The sequence below is a fragment of the Halomonas sp. A11-A genome, from assembly GCF_003182195.1.
Taxonomy (GTDB): domain Bacteria; phylum Pseudomonadota; class Gammaproteobacteria; order Pseudomonadales; family Halomonadaceae; genus Halomonas; species Halomonas alkalicola.
The window spans coordinates 333,323-350,563 of the sequence record NZ_QGTM01000001.1 but is presented as its reverse complement, the minus strand read 5'-3'; the positions used below and the strand labels follow the sequence as shown (position 1 = coordinate 350,563).

Below are 17,241 nucleotides of genomic sequence, written 5' to 3'. Positions count from 1 at the left end.
TGACTGCTCACTCTGGTTGGAAAGGTTGGGGGGCGCGACGCAGAAAGCCGCCCGAGGGCGGCTTTCTGTAGGGTAGCGCATGCGGGTGTGGCCGCACCTGCCGATGGCTTACTTGGCAGGATAGTCGCGCTGGGTGTGGCCGGTGTAGAGCTGACGCGGACGGCCGATCTTGTAGCTGTCGCTCAGCATCTCGTGCCAGTGGGAGATCCAGCCGATGGTGCGGGACACCGCGAAGATCACGGTGAACATGTTGGTCGGAATGCCCATGGCCTTGAGGATGATGCCGGAGTAGAAGTCGACGTTGGGATAGAGCTGGCGCTCGACGAAGTACTCGTCCTCCAGGGCGATCTGCTCCAGGCGCTTGGCAATCTTCAGTTGGGGATCGTCGATGCCGAGCTCCGCCAGCACCTCGTCGCAGGTCTCCTTCATGACCTTGGCGCGCGGGTCGAAGTTGCGATAGACGCGGTGGCCGAAGCCCATCAGCTTGAAGGGGTCATCCTTGTCCTTGGCCTTGTCGATGAAGCGTTGGATGTTCTCTTCGGAGTCGTCGCCGATCTCGTCGAGCATCTTCAGCACCGCCTCGTTGGCGCCGCCGTGGGCAGGGCCCCACAGGGCGGCGATGCCGGCGCTGATGCAGGCGAAGGGGTTGGCGCCGGTGGAGCCGGCCAGACGCACCGTGGAGGTGGAGGCGTTCTGCTCGTGGTCCGCATGCAGCATGAAGATGCGGTCCATGGCCCTGGCGTAGACCGGGTTGACCTTGTACTCCTCGCACGGGGTGCTGAACATCATGTAGAGGAAGTTCTCTGCATAGCTCAGGTCGTTGCGCGGGTAGTTGAAGGGCTGGCCCACGTTGTACTTGTAGGACATCGCGGCGATGGTCGGCATCTTGGCGATCAGGCGCACTGCACTGATGATGCGGTCCTCCTCCACGGTGATGTCCATATGGTCGTGGTAGAAGGCCGCCAGGCCGCCCACCACGCCACACAAGATCGACATCGGGTGGGCGTCGCGGCGGAAACCCTTGAAGAAGTTGGTGATCTGGTCGTGGACCATGGTGTGGTTGCGCACCCGCGACTCGAAGTCGGCGTACTGCGCATCGTCGGGCAGCTCGCCAAACAGCAGCAGGTAGCACATCTCGACGAAGTTGGACTCCTTGGCCAGCTGCTCGATCGGGTAGCCGCGATGCAGCAGAACGCCCTTGCCGCCATCGATATAGGTGATGGCGGACTGGCAGGAGGAGGTGGCCATGAAGCCGGGGTCGTAGGTGAACAGGCCTTCGGCGCCGAGCCCGCGTACATCGATCACGTCGGGGCCCAGGGTGCCCGAATAGACAGGCAGTTCGATGGTCTTCTCCAGGCCGTCTACCGTCAGCGTCGCTTTCCTGTCAGCCATGCAAGGCCTCCTCTCGAGTTCGTGATTAGGGCGATAAGTCGTTCTTTCTGTGAGTATCTTCGCGGGGGATGCCGGCGAAAAGGTTCGCCCACTATAGAAGCGTTCCAGCGATTGTCAATTAGCCCATGGTGACCTCGCCACTGTACGAGCCGCCAAGGAACATATAACTATTGTATGATAATTGGTGCTTTGCACCACGCCTGCCCGGGCGCCGGGGTCGGGTGTGCCGGAGCAGGCGTCTAATGGCTGTCGACACCCTTTGCACCATGGTCTAGTTGGCCGCCGCTGCGTTTGTCATGGCCCGGCCATGTCCCTATAATCCACCCCGCGCGACTGGCAGGAACAGGCGGTCTTGCCTTCAACGGTGAGTGCCGCTCCTTCCCGAAACCACCGCCCGCTTGGACCTTGCCCGTTCCGTCCTCAAGTGGGCCATAGAGAGTGTGTAGAGAGCCGTGAATAGTAAACGACCCGTAAACCTGGATCTGTCCACGATACAGTTCCCCCTCCCCGCCCTGACCTCCATCACCCATCGCATCACCGGCGTGATCCTGTTTGTTGGCCTGATCTTCGCCTTCTGGGCCCTGAGCAAGTCGCTCTCCTCCCCGGCCGGCTTCGCCGCGGTGAGTGATGCGCTGGCCAACAACTTCCTGGCCAAGCTGATCGCCTGGGGCCTGCTCTCGGCGCTGGCCTTCCACTTCGTGGCCGGCATCAAGCACCTGCTGATGGACGCAGATATCGGCGTGACCCTCGAGGGTGGCGTCAAGAAGGCGCAGATCACCGTGGTGGTGAGTGCGGTCCTGATCATTCTGGCGGGAGTCTGGGTATGGTAACCAACATCACGAATTTCGGCCGCAGTGGCCTCTCCGACTGGCTGGTTCAGCGCGTGTCGGCGGTCATCCTGGCGCTCTACACTGTCTTCATCGTTCTCTACCTGCTGTTCAATCCGGGTCTCGACTATGCCACCTGGAGCGGCCTGTTCGCCCAGACTTGGATGCGCATCTTTTCGCTGCTGGCCTTCGTGTCGCTGGCCGCCCACGCCTGGATCGGGCTGTGGACCGTGACAACCGACTACCTCAAGCCGACCGGCCTTCGCGTCGGCGCCCAGACCGTCATCATCCTGGCCATCTTCGTGTTCCTGGTCTGGGGCATTCAGATTCTGTGGGGAGCCTGATACATGTCCAACCTGCGTAGCCTTTCCTTCGACGCCATTATCATCGGCGGTGGCGGTGCCGGCCTGCGTGCCGCCCTGGAGCTTGCCAAGTCCGGCAAGAAGACCGCCGTGCTGTCCAAGGTTTTCCCGACCCGCTCCCATACCGTTTCCGCCCAAGGCGGCATCACCTGCGCCATCGCGTCTGCTGACCCCAACGACGACTGGCGCTGGCACATGTATGACACCGTCAAGGGCGGCGACTACATCGCCGACCAGGACGCCGCCGAGTACATGTGTTCCGAGGGCCCCAAGGCGGTCTTCGAGCTCGAGCACATGGGCCTGCCGTTTTCCCGTTTCGACAACGGCCGCATCTATCAGCGTCCGTTCGGTGGTCAGTCCAAGGACTTTGGTGCCGGCGGCCAGGCAGCGCGTACCTGTGCCGCGGCCGACCGTACCGGCCACGCCCTGCTGCACACCCTTTATCAGAACAACCTGAAAAACAATACCACCTTCCTCAACGAGTGGTACGCGGTTGACCTGGTCAAGAACGCCAACGGCGACGTGGTAGGCTGCATCGCCATGGATATCGAGACCGGTGAAGTGGTCCACGTCAAGTCCAAGGCCACCGTGCTGGCCACCGGCGGCGCCGGTCGCATCTACGCCTCCACCACCAACGCCCTGATCAACACCGGCGACGGCATCGGCATGGCGCTGCGCGCCGGCTTCCCGATGCAGGACATGGAGATGTGGCAGTTCCACCCGACCGGCATCTACGGTGCGGGTACCCTGGTGACCGAAGGCTGCCGCGGTGAGGGTGGCTACCTGGTCAACAAGGATGGCGAGCGCTTCATGGAGCGTTACGCCCCCAACGCCAAGGACCTGGCCGGCCGCGACGTGGTCGCCCGCTCCATGGTGATGGAGATCCTCGAGGGCCGCGGCTGCGGCGAGCACGGCGACCACGTCTTCCTGAAGCTCGACCACCTGGGCGAGGAAGTGCTCGGCAAGCGTCTGCCCGGCATCGTCGAACTCTCCAAGACCTTCGCCCACGTGGACCCGGCCAAGGAGCCGATCCCGGTGGTGCCGACCTGCCACTACATGATGGGCGGCGTGCCGACCAACATCCACGGCCAGGCGATCATGCAGGACGCCGACGGCAACGACCAGATCATCAACGGTCTGTTCGCCTGCGGCGAGGCGGCCTGTGTGTCGGTGCACGGCGCCAACCGCCTGGGCGGCAACTCGCTGCTGGACCTGGTGGTCTTCGGCCGCGCGGCCGGCATGTTCATCGAGGGGGCGCTCAACGAGGGTATCGACTACCTCGACGCCTCCGAGTCCGACATCGAGTCGGCCATGAAGCGCATGAACCGCTGGAACGAGTCCACTGGCGGCGAGACCGTCCCGGAGCTCAAGCGCGAGCTGCAGAACATCATGCAGAACTCCTTCGGCGTGTTCCGCGAGGAGAAGAACATGGTCGAGGGCGTCAAGCAGCTGGCCGCACTGCGCGAGCGCATCGCCAATGCCTACCTGCCGGACAAGTCCAACGCCTTCAACACCGCGCGCGTCGAGGCCCTGGAGCTGGACAACCTGATGGAAGTCGCCGAAGCGACCGCCATCGCCGCTCTCGAGCGCAAGGAGAGCCGTGGCGCCCATTCCCGCTACGACTATCCGGATCGCGACGACGTCAACTGGCTGAAGCACTCGCTCTACTTCCCGGCAGAGAAGAAGCTCGGCAAGCGTGACGTCAACTTCACGCCGAAGACCGTCGATACGTTCGAGCCGAAAGTCCGCACCTACTGAGGGGAGTCACGATGCTTCAGGTATCCATCTACCGCTACAACCCGGAAACCGACTCCGCGCCCTACATGCAGGAGTTCCAGGTCGACACCCAGGGCCGTGATGTCATGGTGCTGGACGTCCTGCACCTGATGAAGGAGCAGGACAACGGCCTGGCCTATCGCCGCAGCTGCCGCGAGGGCGTGTGTGGCTCCGACGGCATGAACATGAACGGCAAGAACGGCCTGGCCTGCATCACCCCGCTCTCCGAGGTGGTGAAGAACGGCAAGCTGGTCCTGCGCCCGCTGCCGGGCCTGCCGGTCATCCGCGACCTGGTGGTCGACATGGGGCTGTTCTACAAGCAGTACGAGCGCATCCAGCCGTACCTGCAGAACAACACCCCGGCGCCGGCCATCGAGCGTCTGCAGTCGCCGGAAGACCGCGACAAGCTGGACGGGCTGTACGAGTGCATCCTGTGCGCCTGCTGCTCCACCTCCTGCCCGTCGTTCTGGTGGAACCCGGACAAGTTCGTGGGTCCGGCCGGCCTGCTGCAGTCCTACCGCTTCCTCGCCGACTCCCGCGACGAGGCGACCCGCGAGCGTCTGGCAGAGCTTGAGGATCCCTTCTCCGTGTTCCGCTGCCGCGGCATCATGAACTGCGTCGCGGTCTGCCCGAAGGGGCTCAACCCCACTCGCGCGATCGGCAAGATCCGCGAGATGCTGCTGGCCAACGCCACTTAAATCGTGGCGCCTAGCTTGCTATCATGGGCCCCCGTCTCCCGCTGCGACCAGGTGTCGCAGCCGGAGCCGGTCGGTTCAGCAGCATCAGGAGCCGGTGCCTTGGGCACCGGCTCCTGAGCATGGAATTCAAGGCTGTCGACCGCGTGTCGGCGGCGCCGGAACGAGAATGGCCCCGCCGGCAGGGCACCACCGATGTCGCCGCGCCCAGCGTGCGGGGACGCCGATACCACCCCATCAGTGCAGGGTGACCGAGAGATGCAACAAGGCATAATGGAGTTGATGTGGCGCTCTTCCCACGTCAGTGGCGGCAATGCCCACTATGTGGAAGCGCTCTACGAACAGTACCTCGACGATCCCGCCGCTGTCCCGGAAGAGTGGCGCAACTACTTCGACCAGTTGCCGGCCCCCGAAGGCAGTGCCCCCCAGGATGTCCCCCTCGCCCCGGTCCGCGACCAGTTCTACCAGCTGGGTCGTGCCCGCCGCACCGCCCTGGCTCCTGCCGCCGCCGACGGCGAAGAGAGCCGCAAGCAGGTCAAGGTTCTCCAGCTGATCAACGCCTACCGCTTCCGCGGTCACCAGAAGGCCAATATTGATCCGCTCGGCCTGCGCAGCCCGACACCGGTGCCCGACCTCGACCTCTCCTTCCATCAGCTCTCCAAGAGCGACATGGACACCGAGTTCCAGACCGGCTCCTTCTTCCTGGGCCTGGATCGCGCGCCGCTCAAGGATATCGTCGAGGCGCTGGAGCAGACCTACTGCCGCTCCATCGGCTGCGAGATCATGCACATCGTCGACACCGAGGAGAAGCGCTGGCTGCAGCAGCGCTTCGAGTCGGTGCGCAGCGCGCCCAAGTTCAGCAACGAGGTGCGTCAGCATGTGCTCGAGCGGCTGACCGCGGCCGAGGGCCTGGAGAACTACCTGGCCTCCAAGTACCCCGGCACCAAGCGCTTCGGTCTGGAGGGCGGCGAGTCCTTCATTCCGATGATGGACGAGCTGATCCAGCGCGGCGGCGGCTACGGCATCAAGGAGATGGTGATCGGCATGGCCCACCGCGGCCGTCTCAACCTGCTGGTCAACATCCTCGGCAAGAACCCCGGCGACCTGATCGACGAGTTCGACGGCAAGAAGGTCATCGAGCGCGGCTCCGGCGACGTCAAGTACCACCAGGGCTTCAGCTCCAACGTGATGAGCCCGGGCGGCGAGGTACACCTGGCGCTGGCCTTCAACCCCTCCCACCTGGAGATCGTCTCTCCGGTGGTCGAGGGCTCGGTGCGCGCCCGCCAGGACCGCCGCGACGACAGCGACGGCAGCAAGGTGCTGCCGATCAACGTCCACGGCGATGCGGCCTTCGCCGGTCAGGGCGTGGTCATGGAGACATTCCAGATGTCCCAGACCCGCGCCTACAAGACCGGCGGCACGATCCATATCGTGATCAACAACCAGGTCGGCTTCACCACCTCGAACCCGCTGGACACCCGCTCCACCGAGTACTGCACCGACATCGCCAAGATGGTCCAGGCGCCGATCTTCCACGTCAACGGCGACGACCCCGACGCGGTGCTGCACGCCACCCAGGTGGCGCTCGACTTCCGTCAGCAGTTCAAGAAGGACGTGGTGATCGACCTCGTCTGCTATCGTCGCCGCGGTCACAACGAGGCCGACGAGCCGAGTGGCACCCAGCCGCTGATGTACAAGAAGATCAAGGACCATCCCTCTTCCCGTGAGATCTACGCCAAGCGCCTGGTGGCAGAAGGCGTGCTCTCCGAGGAGGACGCCAAGGCGATGATCGAGACCTACCGCGAGGACCTGCTGGCCGGCAACCACGTGGCCAACGCCCTGGTGCAGGAGCCCAACACCTCGCTGTTCGTCGACTGGAAGCCCTACCTCGGCCACGAGTGGACCGGCTATGCCGACACCGCCGTGGAGATGAAGCGGCTGCAGCGCCTGGCCGCCCGCATGTGCGAGATTCCGGACGGGGTCGAGGTGCAGCGTCAGGTCGCCAAGATCTACGAGGACCGCCGCAAGATGCAGGCCGGCGGCATGGCGCTGAACTGGGGTTTCGCCGAGACCCTGGCCTACGCCACCCTGCTCGACGAGGGGCATCCGGTGCGCATCACCGGCCAGGACGTGGGCCGCGGCACCTTCTCCCACCGCCACGCGGTGGTGCACAACCAGAAGGATGGCACCAGCTACGTGCCGCTCCAGCACATGGCGGATGGCCAGCCGGCCTTCACCATCCACGACTCCTTCCTCTCCGAGGAGGCGGTGCTGGCGTTCGAGTATGGCTATGCCACCACGGCGCCCAACGACCTGGTGATCTGGGAAGCGCAGTTCGGCGACTTCTTCAACGGTGCCCAGGTGGTGGTGGACCAGTTCATCTCCTCCGGCGAGACCAAGTGGGGACGGCTGTGCGGCCTGACCATGCTGCTGCCCCATGGCTACGAGGGGCAGGGTCCCGAGCACTCCTCGGCCCGCCTCGAGCGCTTCCTGCAGCTGTGCGCCGAGTACAACATGCAGGTCTGCGTGCCCACCACCCCGGCGCAGATCTTCCACCTGCTGCGCCGCCAGGTAATCCGCCCGCTGCGCAAGCCGCTGGTGGTGATGTCGCCCAAGAGCCTGCTGCGCCACAAGGAGGCGATCTCCAGCCTCGACGAGCTGGCCACCGGCCAGTTCCAGATGGTGCTGCCCGACCAGGGCGAGCGCGATCCCAAGCAGGTCGAGCGCATCATCCTGTGCGCCGGCAAGGTCTACTACGACCTGGCCACCTGGCGCGAGGAGAATGACCGCCAGGATGTCGCCATCGTGCGGGTCGAGCAGCTCTACCCCTTCCCCAAGGAGGAGCTGTTCGAGGCGCTCAAGGCCTACGTCAACGTCAGGGACGTGGTGTGGTGTCAGGAGGAGCCGCTCAACCAGGGCGCCTGGTACTCGAGCCAGCACCACATGCGGGCCGTGGCCGACATGCTCAAGAGCAACCTGGGCGGCGCGCTCAAGTTCGCCGGGCGCCCGGCCTCTGCCGCACCCGCCGCGGGCTACATGTCCGTCCATATCGAACAGCAGCGCCAGCTGGTGGAAGACGCCTTCAATCTGTAAGGCACGCCACCGGGACGAGAGAACAGACAAGGGAAACGACATGGCTACCGATATCAAGGCCCCAACCTTTCCGGAATCCGTTGCCGAAGGCAGCGTGGCTGCCTGGCACAAGAAGGCCGGTGACAGCGTCGAGCGCGACGAGCTGATCGTCGAGATCGAGACCGACAAGGTGGTGCTCGAGGTGCTGGCTCCCGAGGCCGGCACCCTCACCGAGGTGCTCGCCGAGGAGGGCGACACCGTCGAGTCCGAGCAGGTGCTGGGCCGCATCGGCGAGGGCAAGGCCAAGCCGGCAGCGGCCAAGGCCGAGCCGAAGAGCGACGCCAAGGCCGACGCGCCTGCCGCCAGCGGTGGCAAGCAGCACCAGGTGAAGGCGCCGACCTTCCCCGAGTCCATCCAGGAAGGCACCGTCGCCCGCTGGAACAAGCAGGTCGGCGAGAGCGTCAAGCGCGACGAGGTGCTGGCCGAGATCGAGACCGACAAGGTGGTGCTCGAGGTGGTGGCGCCGGGCGACGGCGCACTCACCGAGATCAAGGCCGAGGAGGGCAGCCAGGTCGAGTCCGAGGCCGTGCTGGCGATCTTCACCGAGGGCGCCGGCGGTGCCGCGACCGCCGCCGACGAGACCCCGGCGGCCTCCGCCGATGACGGCGCCAGCGACGAGAAGGTGGGCGACAAGATCCTCGCCCCCGCCGCTCGCAAGCTCGTCGCCGAGCACGACCTCGACGTCAGCGCGATCCAGGGCACCGGCAAGGGTGGCCGGATCCTCAAGGAGGACGTGCAGAAGGCCGTGAAGGAGGGCACCGCGAAGAAGGCCGCCAAGCCGGCCGCGCCCAAGCCTGCCGCCGCCGCGGCCCCCGCCTTCGAGGGCGAGCGCCCCGAGAAGCGCGTGCCGATGAGCCGTCTGCGCCAGACCATCGCCAAGCGCCTGGTCCAGGCCCAGCAGACCGCCGCCATGCTCACCACCTACAACGAGGTGGACATGAGTGCGGTGATGGCGCTGCGTGCCCAGTACAAGGACAGCTTTGCCAAGACCCACGACGTCAAGCTCGGCTTCATGGGCTTCTTCGTCAAGGCGGCCTCCGAGGCGCTCAAGCGCTTCCCGGACGTCAACGCCTCCATCGACGGTACCGATATCGTCTACCACGGCTACCAGGACATCGGCGTGGCGGTCTCCACCGACCGCGGGCTGGTGGTGCCGGTGCTGCGTGACACCGACAGCATGAAGATCGCCGACGTCGAGAAGGGCATCGGCGACTTCGGCAAGCGTGCTCGTGACGGCAAGCTGGGCATCGACGAGATGCAGGGCGGGACCTTCACCATCACCAACGGCGGTACCTTCGGCTCGCTGATGTCCACGCCGATCCTCAACCCGCCGCAGACCGCCATCCTGGGCATGCACAAGATCCAGGAGCGGCCCATGGCGGTGAACGGCAAGGTGGAGATCCGCCCGATGATGTACCTGGCGCTCTCCTACGATCACCGCATGATCGACGGCAAGGACGCGGTGCAGTTCCTGGTCACCATCAAGGAGCTGCTGGAAGATCCGGCGCGCCTGCTGCTGGACATCTGAGCGGAATGTGGCGCCGGGTGATCCCCGGCGGCACTCCATCCCAAGACACGCAAGGGGAGCCAACATGGCTGACAAGTTTGATGTGATCGTGATCGGTGCGGGCCCCGGCGGCTACGTGGCCGCCATCCGCGCTGCCCAGATGGGCCTGAAGACCGCCTGCGTCGAGAAGTGGATCGGCAAGGAAGGCAAGGTGGTGTTCGGTGGTACCTGTCTCAACGTGGGCTGCATCCCCTCCAAGGCGCTGCTCGAGGCCTCCCACAAGTTCATCGAGGCCAAGCACGACTTCGCCGGCATGGGGATCCAGACCGGTGACGTCCAGATGGACGTCAAGAAGATGATCGCCCGCAAGGACACCATCGTGAAGAACCTCACCGGTGGCATCGCGGGCCTGTTCAAGGCCAACGGCGTGACCGGCATCGAGGGCACCGGCAAGGTGGTGGGCGCGAAGAAGGTCGAGGTCACCGGCCTCGATGGCAAGGCGACCACCTATGAGGCGGAGAACATCATCATCGCCGCGGGCTCCGTGCCGGTGGAGATCCCGCCGACCCCGCTCACCGACGACATCATCGTCGATTCCACCGGCGCGCTCGAGTTCACCGAGGCGCCCAAGCGCCTCGGCGTGATCGGCGCCGGCGTCATCGGCCTGGAGCTGGGCAGCGTGTGGAACCGCCTGGGCTCCGAGGTCACCGTGCTCGAGGCCATGGACAGCTTCCTGCCGATGGTGGACGCCGCCATCGCCAAGGAGACCCAGAAGCTGCTCAAGAAGCAGGGCCTGGACATCAAGCTGGGCGCCCGGGTCACCGGCTCCGAGGTCAAGGGCCAGGAAGTCATCGTCAAGTACACCGACGGGGACGGCGACCAGGAGATGACCTTCGACAAGCTGATCGTCTGCGTGGGCCGCAAGCCCTACACCAAGGGCGTGATCGCCGACGGCCTGGGCATCGACCTGGACGAGCGCGGCTTCATCCACGTGGACGACCAGTGCCGCACCAGCGTGCCGGGCGTCTACGCCATCGGCGACTGCGTGCGCGGCCCGATGCTGGCCCACAAGGCCTCCGAAGAGGGTGTGATGGTCGCGGACATCATCGCCGGCCACAAGGCCGAGATGAACTACGACGCCATTCCCAACGTCATCTACACCTTCCCCGAGGTGGCCTGGGTCGGCCTGACCGAGCAGGAGGCCAAGGCCAAGGGCATCGAGGTCAAGGTCGGCAGCTTCCCGTTTGCCGCCAGTGGCCGCGCCATGGCCAACAACGCCACCGAGGGTCAGGCCAAGATCGTCGCCGACGCCGAGACCGACCGGGTGCTGGGTATGCACATCGTCGGCCAGCACGCCGGCGAGATGATCGCCCAGGGCGTCATCGCCCTGGAGTTCGGCTCCAGCGCCGAGGACCTGGCACTGACCTGCTACGCGCACCCGACCATGTCGGAAGCCGTGCACGAGGCCGCCCTGGCGGTGGATGGCCACGCCATCCACATGGCCAACCGCAAGAAGCGCAAGTAAACCGCACAACGAGCGCCGCCCACCGGGCGGCGCGCCCCTTCCGACCATGTATCGGTAGGGACGGTGGTGGTCCGGGACGTCCGCCCGAGGCGAGGCCGGGCCACCGTTCGAGTCACATGCAACCAATGGCATGAATCGATGAACCTTCACGAGTATCAGGGCAAACAGCTGTTTGCCGACTACGGTCTGCCGGTGTCCAAGGGCTTCGCCGTCGACACCCCCGAAGAAGCCGCAGAAGCCTGCAAGAAGATCGGCGGCGACATGTGGGTCGTCAAGGCCCAGGTCCACGCCGGTGGCCGCGGCAAGGCGGGCGGCGTCAAGCTGATCAAGAGCCCGGAGGAGGCCAAGGCCTTCGCCGAGCAGTGGCTGGGCAAGAACCTGGTGACCTACCAGACCGACGCCAACGGTCAGCCGGTGGCCAAGATCCTGGTCGAGAACTGCACCGACATCGCCGAGGAGCTCTACCTGGGCGCCGTGGTCGATCGTGCCACCCGTCGCGTGGTCTTCATGGCCTCCACCGAGGGCGGCGTCGAGATCGAGAAGGTCGCCGAGGAGACCCCCGAGAAGATCCTCAAGGCCGAGATCGATCCGCTGGTGGGCGCTCAGCCCTACCAGGCGCGCGAGCTGGCCTTCGCCCTGGGCCTCAAGGGGGACCAGGTGAAGCAGTTCACCAAGATCTTCCTGGGCCTCTCCAAGCTGTTCCACGACAAGGATCTGGCGCTGCTGGAGATCAACCCCCTGGTGATCACTGACGAAGGCAACCTCCACTGCCTCGACGCCAAGCTCAATCTGGACAGCAACGCCCTCTACCGTCATCCGGACCTGCAGGCGATGCGCGACCCCTCTCAGGAGGACGCTCGCGAGGCCGAGGCGGCCGCATGGGAACTCAACTATGTGGCGCTGGATGGCAACATCGGCTGCATGGTGAACGGCGCCGGCCTGGCCATGGGCACCATGGACATCGTCAACCTGCACGGCGGCTCCCCGGCCAACTTCCTGGACGTGGGCGGCGGTGCCACCAAGGAGCGCGTGGCCGAAGCGTTCAAGCTGATCCTCTCCGACGATAATGTGAAGGCCGTGCTGGTCAACATCTTCGGCGGTATCGTGCGCTGCGACATGATCGCCGAGGGCATCATCGGTGCCGTCGAGCAGGTCGGCGTCAACGTGCCGGTCGTGGTGCGCCTGGAAGGCACCAACGCCGAGCTGGGCGCCGAGAAGCTGGCCTCCAGTGGTCTGAACATCATCGCTGCTACCAGCCTGACCGATGCGGCAGAGCAGGTCGTCAAGGCAGCGGAGGGCAAGTAATGAGTATCCTGATCGACAAGAACACCAAGGTCATCTGCCAGGGCTTCACCGGCGGCCAGGGGACCTTCCACTCCGAGCAGGCGATTGCCTACGGTACCCAGATGGTCGGCGGCGTGACCCCGGGCAAGGGTGGCCAGGAGCACCTGGGCCTGCCGGTGTTCAACACCGTCAAGGAAGCCGTGGAGAAGACCGGCGCCGAGGCCAGCGTGATCTACGTGCCGGCCCCGTTCTGCAAGGACTCCATCCTCGAGGCCGCCAACGCCGGCATCAAGCTGATCGTCTGCATCACTGAGGGCATCCCCACCCTCGACATGCTCGACGTCAAGGTGAAGTGCGACGAGTTGGGCGTGCGCCTGATCGGCCCGAACTGCCCGGGCGTGATCACTCCCGGCGAGTCCAAGATCGGCATCATGCCGGGTCACATCCACAAGCCGGGCAAGGTCGGTATCGTGTCGCGCTCCGGCACCCTGACCTATGAAGCCGTCAAGCAGACCACCGACTACGGCTTCGGCCAGTCCACCTGCGTGGGCATCGGTGGCGACCCGATCCCGGGCTCCAACTTCATCGACATCCTCGAGATGTTCGAGAAGGATCCGGCCACCGAGGCGATCGTGATGATCGGCGAGATCGGCGGCACCGCCGAGGAAGAGGCGGCGGCCTACATCAAGGCCAACGTCACCAAGCCGGTGGTTTCCTACATCGCCGGTGTGACCGCCCCTCCGGGCAAGCGCATGGGCCACGCCGGTGCGATCATCTCCGGCGGCAAGGGCACCGCGGACGAGAAGTTCGCCGCTCTCGAGGACGCCGGCGTCAAGACCGTGCGCTCCCTGGCGCAGATCGGCGATGCCCTGAAGGAAGTGACCGGCTGGTAAGCCACGCTTTCCTCGGGAAGATCAAAAGGGCGCCTTCGGGCGCCCTTTTGTGTGGGAAGATGTGCGCTACCGGGTCCGGACAGCCACACGGCGGCCAGTTGGCCGCCGTGCTGTTCACTGCTGCTGGGCCGCGAGGGCCTGGGTCTCAGTCGGCGGGACGCGCCACCAGCGAGCGGGTCTCCTCGCGGGCCTCCAGCAGGGCCACGCGGATGTGGTCGCCCAGCTTGAAGCGCTCCTCGCTCTCCACCTGGATACGCCCCTCCTTGTCGTCGATGGCCACCTTGTCGCGATCGCTGTGGATCATCGGTGCCGGCACGAAGGCGGTGGCGCCATTGGCGGTGAGACGCACGCGCATGCCGCCGCGGTTGATGGCGATGATCTCGGCGTCGAAGCTCTCCTGGGCCTCGGCGGCCGGGGTCAGGTAGCGCACATAGAGCCAGTCCTTGACGTCGCGCTCCGCCATGCGGTTGAGCCGGCGGCGCTCGGTGAGCTGCTCGGTGAGCGCGAGGCTCGCCTCGGCCGGGGCCTGCTCGCCCTTGAGCACCCGCTTGATCAGGCGGTGGTTGACCATGTCGCCATACTTGCGGATCGGTGAGGTCCAGGTGGCGTAGGCGGCAAGCCCCAGGCCGAAGTGCGGGCCGGGCTTCGCCGACATGCTGGTGAAGCCCTGGAAGCGGCGCAGGCGCGCGTCGAGCCAGGCGTCGTCGCGGCCCTCCAGTTCGCGCTTGAGCTCCCGGTAGCGGGGCAGTTCGGTGAGGGCCTCGAGCGCCACCTCGATCTCCTGGCTGGCCAGGAAGTCGCGGGCCGCCTCGGCCTTGTCGTCCTCGAAGGCGCGGTGGACGTTGAAGATGCCGTGGCCCACGTGCTCGGCCAGCAGGTGCGCGCAGCAGGCGTTGGCCGCGATCATCGACTCCTCGATCATGCGGTTGGCGATGCGGCGCTCCTCGGTGCGCACGTCCAGCACGTTGCCGGCCTCGTCCAGGTCGAAGACGTAGTCGGGACGATCCTTGAACACCAGGGCATGGGCGGCGCGCCAGGCGCTGCGGGCCTCGGTGAGGTCGCGCAGGGCCTTGAGCTGCTCGGCGATCTCGTCTGCCGGGGCCCAGTCCCCCTGGCCCTCCAGCCAGTCGGAGACGCGGTCATAGACCAGCTTGGCTCGCGAGGTGGCGGTGGCGGCGAAGAAGCGATAGTCGCCCAGGCTGCCGTCGGCCTCCACGTTCAGGGTGCAGGCCAGTACCGGGCGCTCCTTGCCCTCCCACAGCGAGCAGAGATCGTCGGCCAACTGCTCGGGGAGCATGGTGACGTTCTGGCCCGGCAGGTAGACGGTGAAGGCGCGGGTGCGCGCCTCCAGGTCCGCCGCGTGACCCTCTTCCACATAGGCAGTGGGGTCGGCGATGGCCACGGTCAGCGCCCAGCCGCCCTCCTCGCGGGGCACGATGCGCAGGGCGTCGTCCATGTCCCGGGTCTTCTCGCCGTCGATGGTGAAGAAGGGCTCGGCGGTGAGGTCCTCGCGCTCGAGGCCCTCGTCGCGCAGCGGCCAGTCGTCGCCGGCGTCCGGGCACTCCTGCTCCAACGCGTGGCGGGCCAGGGTGACGCGCCAGGGCACGGCGGGGTCGTCGGCCTTGGCGACCAGTTCGTCGATCTGCGCAAAGAAGCCGCGGTCGTCGGCCTTGAGGGGGTGACGGACCAGACGGGCGACGACCCAGTCGGCGTCGCCGATGGTGGCTTCGTCCAGGCTGCGCTTGATGCGCGCCTTGAGGGCGTTGTTGATGGAGGGGTGGTCGGGCACCACGGCCAGGCGGCCCTCGGCCTTCTGGACCCGGGCGATGAAGCGGTCGAGTCCCTGTTCGATCAGGGTGTCGGGTTCGACGCGCTTCTTGTCGCCTTCCTCATGCAGCACGGCGCCGACCCGATCGCCGTGGAGGACCAGCTTCATGGCGGGGGGCGGCACGAAGTAGGACTCGCCCTCGTCGGTCTCGAGGAAGCCGAAGCCCTTCTGGGTGGCCTTGATCACTCCCTCGACCCGGGGGGTGCTGGAGCGAATCTGTTGCTTGAGCTGGGCAAGCAGGGCGTTGTTCTGCAGCATGATCACGAACGTGTGGCGGGGGTAGGGGGCCACTATACGGACTCCCGGGGCGCGCGCCAAACGCGGGACAGCCCGGGCGAGGGGAATCAGTCACTTGAGCCGGCGCCCGCCTCCCGGCGGGAACGCAGACGGCGCCCTCAGGCGCCGTCGTCGTTGCGGTTGGCCGCGGGCTCAGCGCACGGTGATGACGGTGCAGTCGGCGGTATGGGCCACCTTGTGGGAGACGCTGCCGACCACGAAGCCTTGCAGGTTGCTCAGGCCGCGGCTGCCCATGACGATGGCGTCGACGCCGCGACGGCGCGCTTCGCTGAGGATGGTACGGGCCGGGTCGCCCTGGCCGATCACGGTCTCGATGTTGGTGGCGCCCTGCTCGCGGGCGGCCTCGGCGGCGCGGTCCATTACCTGCTTGCCGGCCTCCTGGCGCTCCTCGCGGCTGGCCTCGATGGCGATGGCGCCGATGCCCCACACCAGGGTGGTCTCGTGGGCAAGCTCTTCCGGGATATGCACCAGGTGCAGGGTGCAGCCCTCTTCCTGGCGGGCGAGCTGGCAGGCCACGGAGAGGGCCTTCTTGGCGTGCTCGGAACCGTCGACGGGCACCAGGATGGACTTGAACATAGCGGACTTCCTTGCTCGGTTGGATGGACGATGCCTTGATCGTAGCGCTTCGGGGCCACGCTGTCATGATCCCGGTCAAGGTGGCCGAGGCTCAGCGCCGCTCGTCCGGTGACTCGCGGCTCTCCAGCCGGCGCAGCTGCTGCCACAGCTCGCGGCGCAGATCGCCCAGGCGAGGGGTCGCGTTCTCCGCGAAGGGCAGCGGTCGCGTGAGCCGCTGGGTGCGCAGCCCCAGCCGGGCGCCGAGCAGCCCCACGCCCATGCCCTGGGCGGCCCGGGTGGAGAGTCGCCCGGCCAGGTTCATCGACAGCAGTTCCATGCCGGCGTCGCTGGCCATCTCGGTGGCGCCGGCGAAGGCCATCTGGTGGAGCACCGCGCGCAGCAGCCGGATCCGCCCCGCATAGCTAAGCTCCAGGCCATAGAGACGGCACAGGCGGTCGATCATCGCCAGGCTGCGCCAGGCCACCAGCGCCATGTCCACCAGGGTCAAGGGGCTGACCGCCACCATGATCGCCGTCTCGCCGGACATCCGTGATACGAGCCGGCTCGCCTCGCGGTCGCGGGGGGCCAGCAGATGGTGGTCGAGCAGCAGCTGGATGTCCCGGCCGTCGTGGTGGGCCTGGCGGGCCGCCAGGAAGCCCTGCCAGTGGGGGTGGTCGTCCTCCAGGGCCAGGGCATGACGCAGCGCCTCGGCGGTGGCCAGGGCCTCGCGGGGCGTCGACTCGGGCAGGGCGGTGAGACGGTCGCGCAGCCGTTCATGGCGGCGCAGCCGGCGCAGCCGCCACAGCTCGCGCCCCAGCGCCGAGCCTCCCAGGGCCAGGGCCAGCAGCAGCAGCCCGCTCCAGGCGCCGGCCAGCCAGTCGCCGCCGAGGCCGGCGGCGTAGAGGGTCGTGCCGGCCTCCACGGCGCCGAGCCCAAGCGTGCCGCCGAGCAGGGCGAGCAGGCCCCAGCGCCGCCTGCGTGGCCGGGCCAGGCTCGTCTCCAGGGCGCGCTCGCCGGCGTCCGCTGGCGCCTCGGCCAGCGGGCGGCTTTCCAGGTCGGTGGCGAAGGCCGTGGCGGGGCGCGGGTCGCGGGCCGTGGGGGCCTCGGCGGGGTCGTCGGGTTCGGGGGAGAAGCGCTGGCCCGGTCGCGGGTCGCGGGGTTCGTTCAT

The 17,241-nt window shown here is 66.6% G+C and carries 13 protein-coding genes; 9 read left to right on the top strand and 4 right to left on the bottom strand.

Annotated elements, in window-relative coordinates; translation table 11 throughout:
* Positions 1-108 precede the first annotated feature (108 nt).
* On the bottom strand, positions 109-1,392 hold the full coding sequence (gene gltA / locus DER72_RS01635; protein WP_110068262.1) for a citrate synthase: 1,284 nt from the start codon (positions 1,390-1,392) through the stop codon (positions 109-111).
* A 452-nt stretch (positions 1,393-1,844) separates the two neighbouring features.
* Here gltA and sdhC point away from each other — a divergent pair, with 452 nt between their 5' ends.
* From sdhC to sucD, 9 genes are all read left to right on the top strand, one after another.
* Complete coding sequence (gene sdhC, locus DER72_RS01630; RefSeq protein ID WP_110068261.1) at positions 1,845-2,222, top strand: succinate dehydrogenase, cytochrome b556 subunit; 378 nt, start codon at positions 1,845-1,847, stop codon at positions 2,220-2,222.
* A complete protein-coding gene (gene sdhD, locus DER72_RS01625; RefSeq protein ID WP_110068260.1) occupies positions 2,216-2,563 on the top strand; it encodes a succinate dehydrogenase, hydrophobic membrane anchor protein in 348 nt (115 codons plus the stop codon). Before sdhC ends, sdhD begins: the two co-directional genes overlap by 7 nt.
* A gap of 3 nt (positions 2,564-2,566) precedes the next feature.
* Complete coding sequence (gene sdhA / locus DER72_RS01620; RefSeq protein ID WP_110068259.1) at positions 2,567-4,339, top strand: succinate dehydrogenase flavoprotein subunit; 1,773 nt, start codon at positions 2,567-2,569, stop codon at positions 4,337-4,339.
* Positions 4,340-4,350: 11 nt separating this feature from the next.
* Entirely contained in the window at positions 4,351-5,055 is a 705-nt protein-coding gene (locus tag DER72_RS01615) for a succinate dehydrogenase iron-sulfur subunit (RefSeq protein ID WP_110068258.1), read from the top strand.
* A gap of 255 nt (positions 5,056-5,310) precedes the next feature.
* Positions 5,311-8,145, top strand: coding sequence for a 2-oxoglutarate dehydrogenase E1 component (locus DER72_RS01610; protein ID WP_110068257.1), 2,835 nt, complete (start codon positions 5,311-5,313; stop codon positions 8,143-8,145).
* A gap of 40 nt (positions 8,146-8,185) precedes the next feature.
* Positions 8,186-9,712 carry a 2-oxoglutarate dehydrogenase complex dihydrolipoyllysine-residue succinyltransferase gene (gene odhB / locus DER72_RS01605; RefSeq protein WP_110068256.1) on the top strand — a complete coding sequence of 509 codons (1,527 nt, stop codon included), beginning with the start codon at positions 8,186-8,188 and terminating at the stop codon, positions 9,710-9,712.
* 64 nt (positions 9,713-9,776) lie between these two features.
* The gene (lpdA, locus tag DER72_RS01600) at positions 9,777-11,216 is read left to right on the top strand and encodes a dihydrolipoyl dehydrogenase (RefSeq protein ID WP_110068255.1); all 1,440 of its coding nucleotides are present in this window, start codon (positions 9,777-9,779) and stop codon (positions 11,214-11,216) included.
* 138 nt (positions 11,217-11,354) lie between these two features.
* Positions 11,355-12,521 (top strand): ADP-forming succinate--CoA ligase subunit beta, encoded by a 1,167-nt coding sequence (gene sucC, locus DER72_RS01595; RefSeq protein WP_110068254.1) that lies wholly within the window; start codon positions 11,355-11,357, stop codon positions 12,519-12,521.
* Positions 12,521-13,393, top strand: coding sequence for a succinate--CoA ligase subunit alpha (gene sucD / locus DER72_RS01590; RefSeq protein WP_110068253.1), 873 nt, complete (start codon positions 12,521-12,523; stop codon positions 13,391-13,393). Before sucC ends, sucD begins: the two co-directional genes overlap by 1 nt.
* A 145-nt stretch (positions 13,394-13,538) precedes the next feature.
* Here sucD and DER72_RS01585 read toward each other — a convergent pair whose 3' ends face one another.
* The 3 genes from DER72_RS01585 to DER72_RS01575 all read right to left on the bottom strand — a co-directional run bounded on the left by DER72_RS01585 (position 13,539) and on the right by DER72_RS01575 (position 17,241).
* The gene (locus DER72_RS01585) at positions 13,539-15,479 is read right to left on the bottom strand and encodes an exoribonuclease II (protein WP_110068365.1); all 1,941 of its coding nucleotides are present in this window, start codon (positions 15,477-15,479) and stop codon (positions 13,539-13,541) included.
* Positions 15,480-15,650: 171 nt separating this feature from the next.
* The gene (locus DER72_RS01580) at positions 15,651-16,094 is read right to left on the bottom strand and encodes a universal stress protein (RefSeq protein WP_110068252.1); all 444 of its coding nucleotides are present in this window, start codon (positions 16,092-16,094) and stop codon (positions 15,651-15,653) included.
* Positions 16,095-16,185: 91 nt separating this feature from the next.
* Positions 16,186-17,241 carry a YcjF family protein gene (locus DER72_RS01575; protein WP_110068251.1) on the bottom strand — a complete coding sequence of 352 codons (1,056 nt, stop codon included), beginning with the start codon at positions 17,239-17,241 and terminating at the stop codon, positions 16,186-16,188.

What these genes read in the sequence shown, in the direction of transcription:
- gltA (WP_110068262.1), bottom strand. Translation starts at nt 1,392, where the DNA reads ATGGCTGACAGGAAAGCGACGCTGACGGTAGACGGCCTGGAGAAGACC.
- sdhD (WP_110068260.1), top strand. Translation starts at nt 2,216, where the DNA reads ATGGTAACCAACATCACGAATTTCGGCCGCAGTGGCCTCTCCGACTGG.
- sdhA (WP_110068259.1), top strand. Translation starts at nt 2,567, where the DNA reads ATGTCCAACCTGCGTAGCCTTTCCTTCGACGCCATTATCATCGGCGGT.
- DER72_RS01615 (WP_110068258.1), top strand. Translation starts at nt 4,351, where the DNA reads ATGCTTCAGGTATCCATCTACCGCTACAACCCGGAAACCGACTCCGCG.
- DER72_RS01610 (WP_110068257.1), top strand. Translation starts at nt 5,311, where the DNA reads ATGCAACAAGGCATAATGGAGTTGATGTGGCGCTCTTCCCACGTCAGT.
- odhB (WP_110068256.1), top strand. Translation starts at nt 8,186, where the DNA reads ATGGCTACCGATATCAAGGCCCCAACCTTTCCGGAATCCGTTGCCGAA.
- lpdA (WP_110068255.1), top strand. Translation starts at nt 9,777, where the DNA reads ATGGCTGACAAGTTTGATGTGATCGTGATCGGTGCGGGCCCCGGCGGC.
- sucC (WP_110068254.1), top strand. Translation starts at nt 11,355, where the DNA reads ATGAACCTTCACGAGTATCAGGGCAAACAGCTGTTTGCCGACTACGGT.
- sucD (WP_110068253.1), top strand. Translation starts at nt 12,521, where the DNA reads ATGAGTATCCTGATCGACAAGAACACCAAGGTCATCTGCCAGGGCTTC.
- DER72_RS01585 (WP_110068365.1), bottom strand. Translation starts at nt 15,479, where the DNA reads ATGCTGCAGAACAACGCCCTGCTTGCCCAGCTCAAGCAACAGATTCGC.
- DER72_RS01580 (WP_110068252.1), bottom strand. Translation starts at nt 16,094, where the DNA reads ATGTTCAAGTCCATCCTGGTGCCCGTCGACGGTTCCGAGCACGCCAAG.
- DER72_RS01575 (WP_110068251.1), bottom strand. Translation starts at nt 17,241, where the DNA reads ATGAACGAACCCCGCGACCCGCGACCGGGCCAGCGCTTCTCCCCCGAA.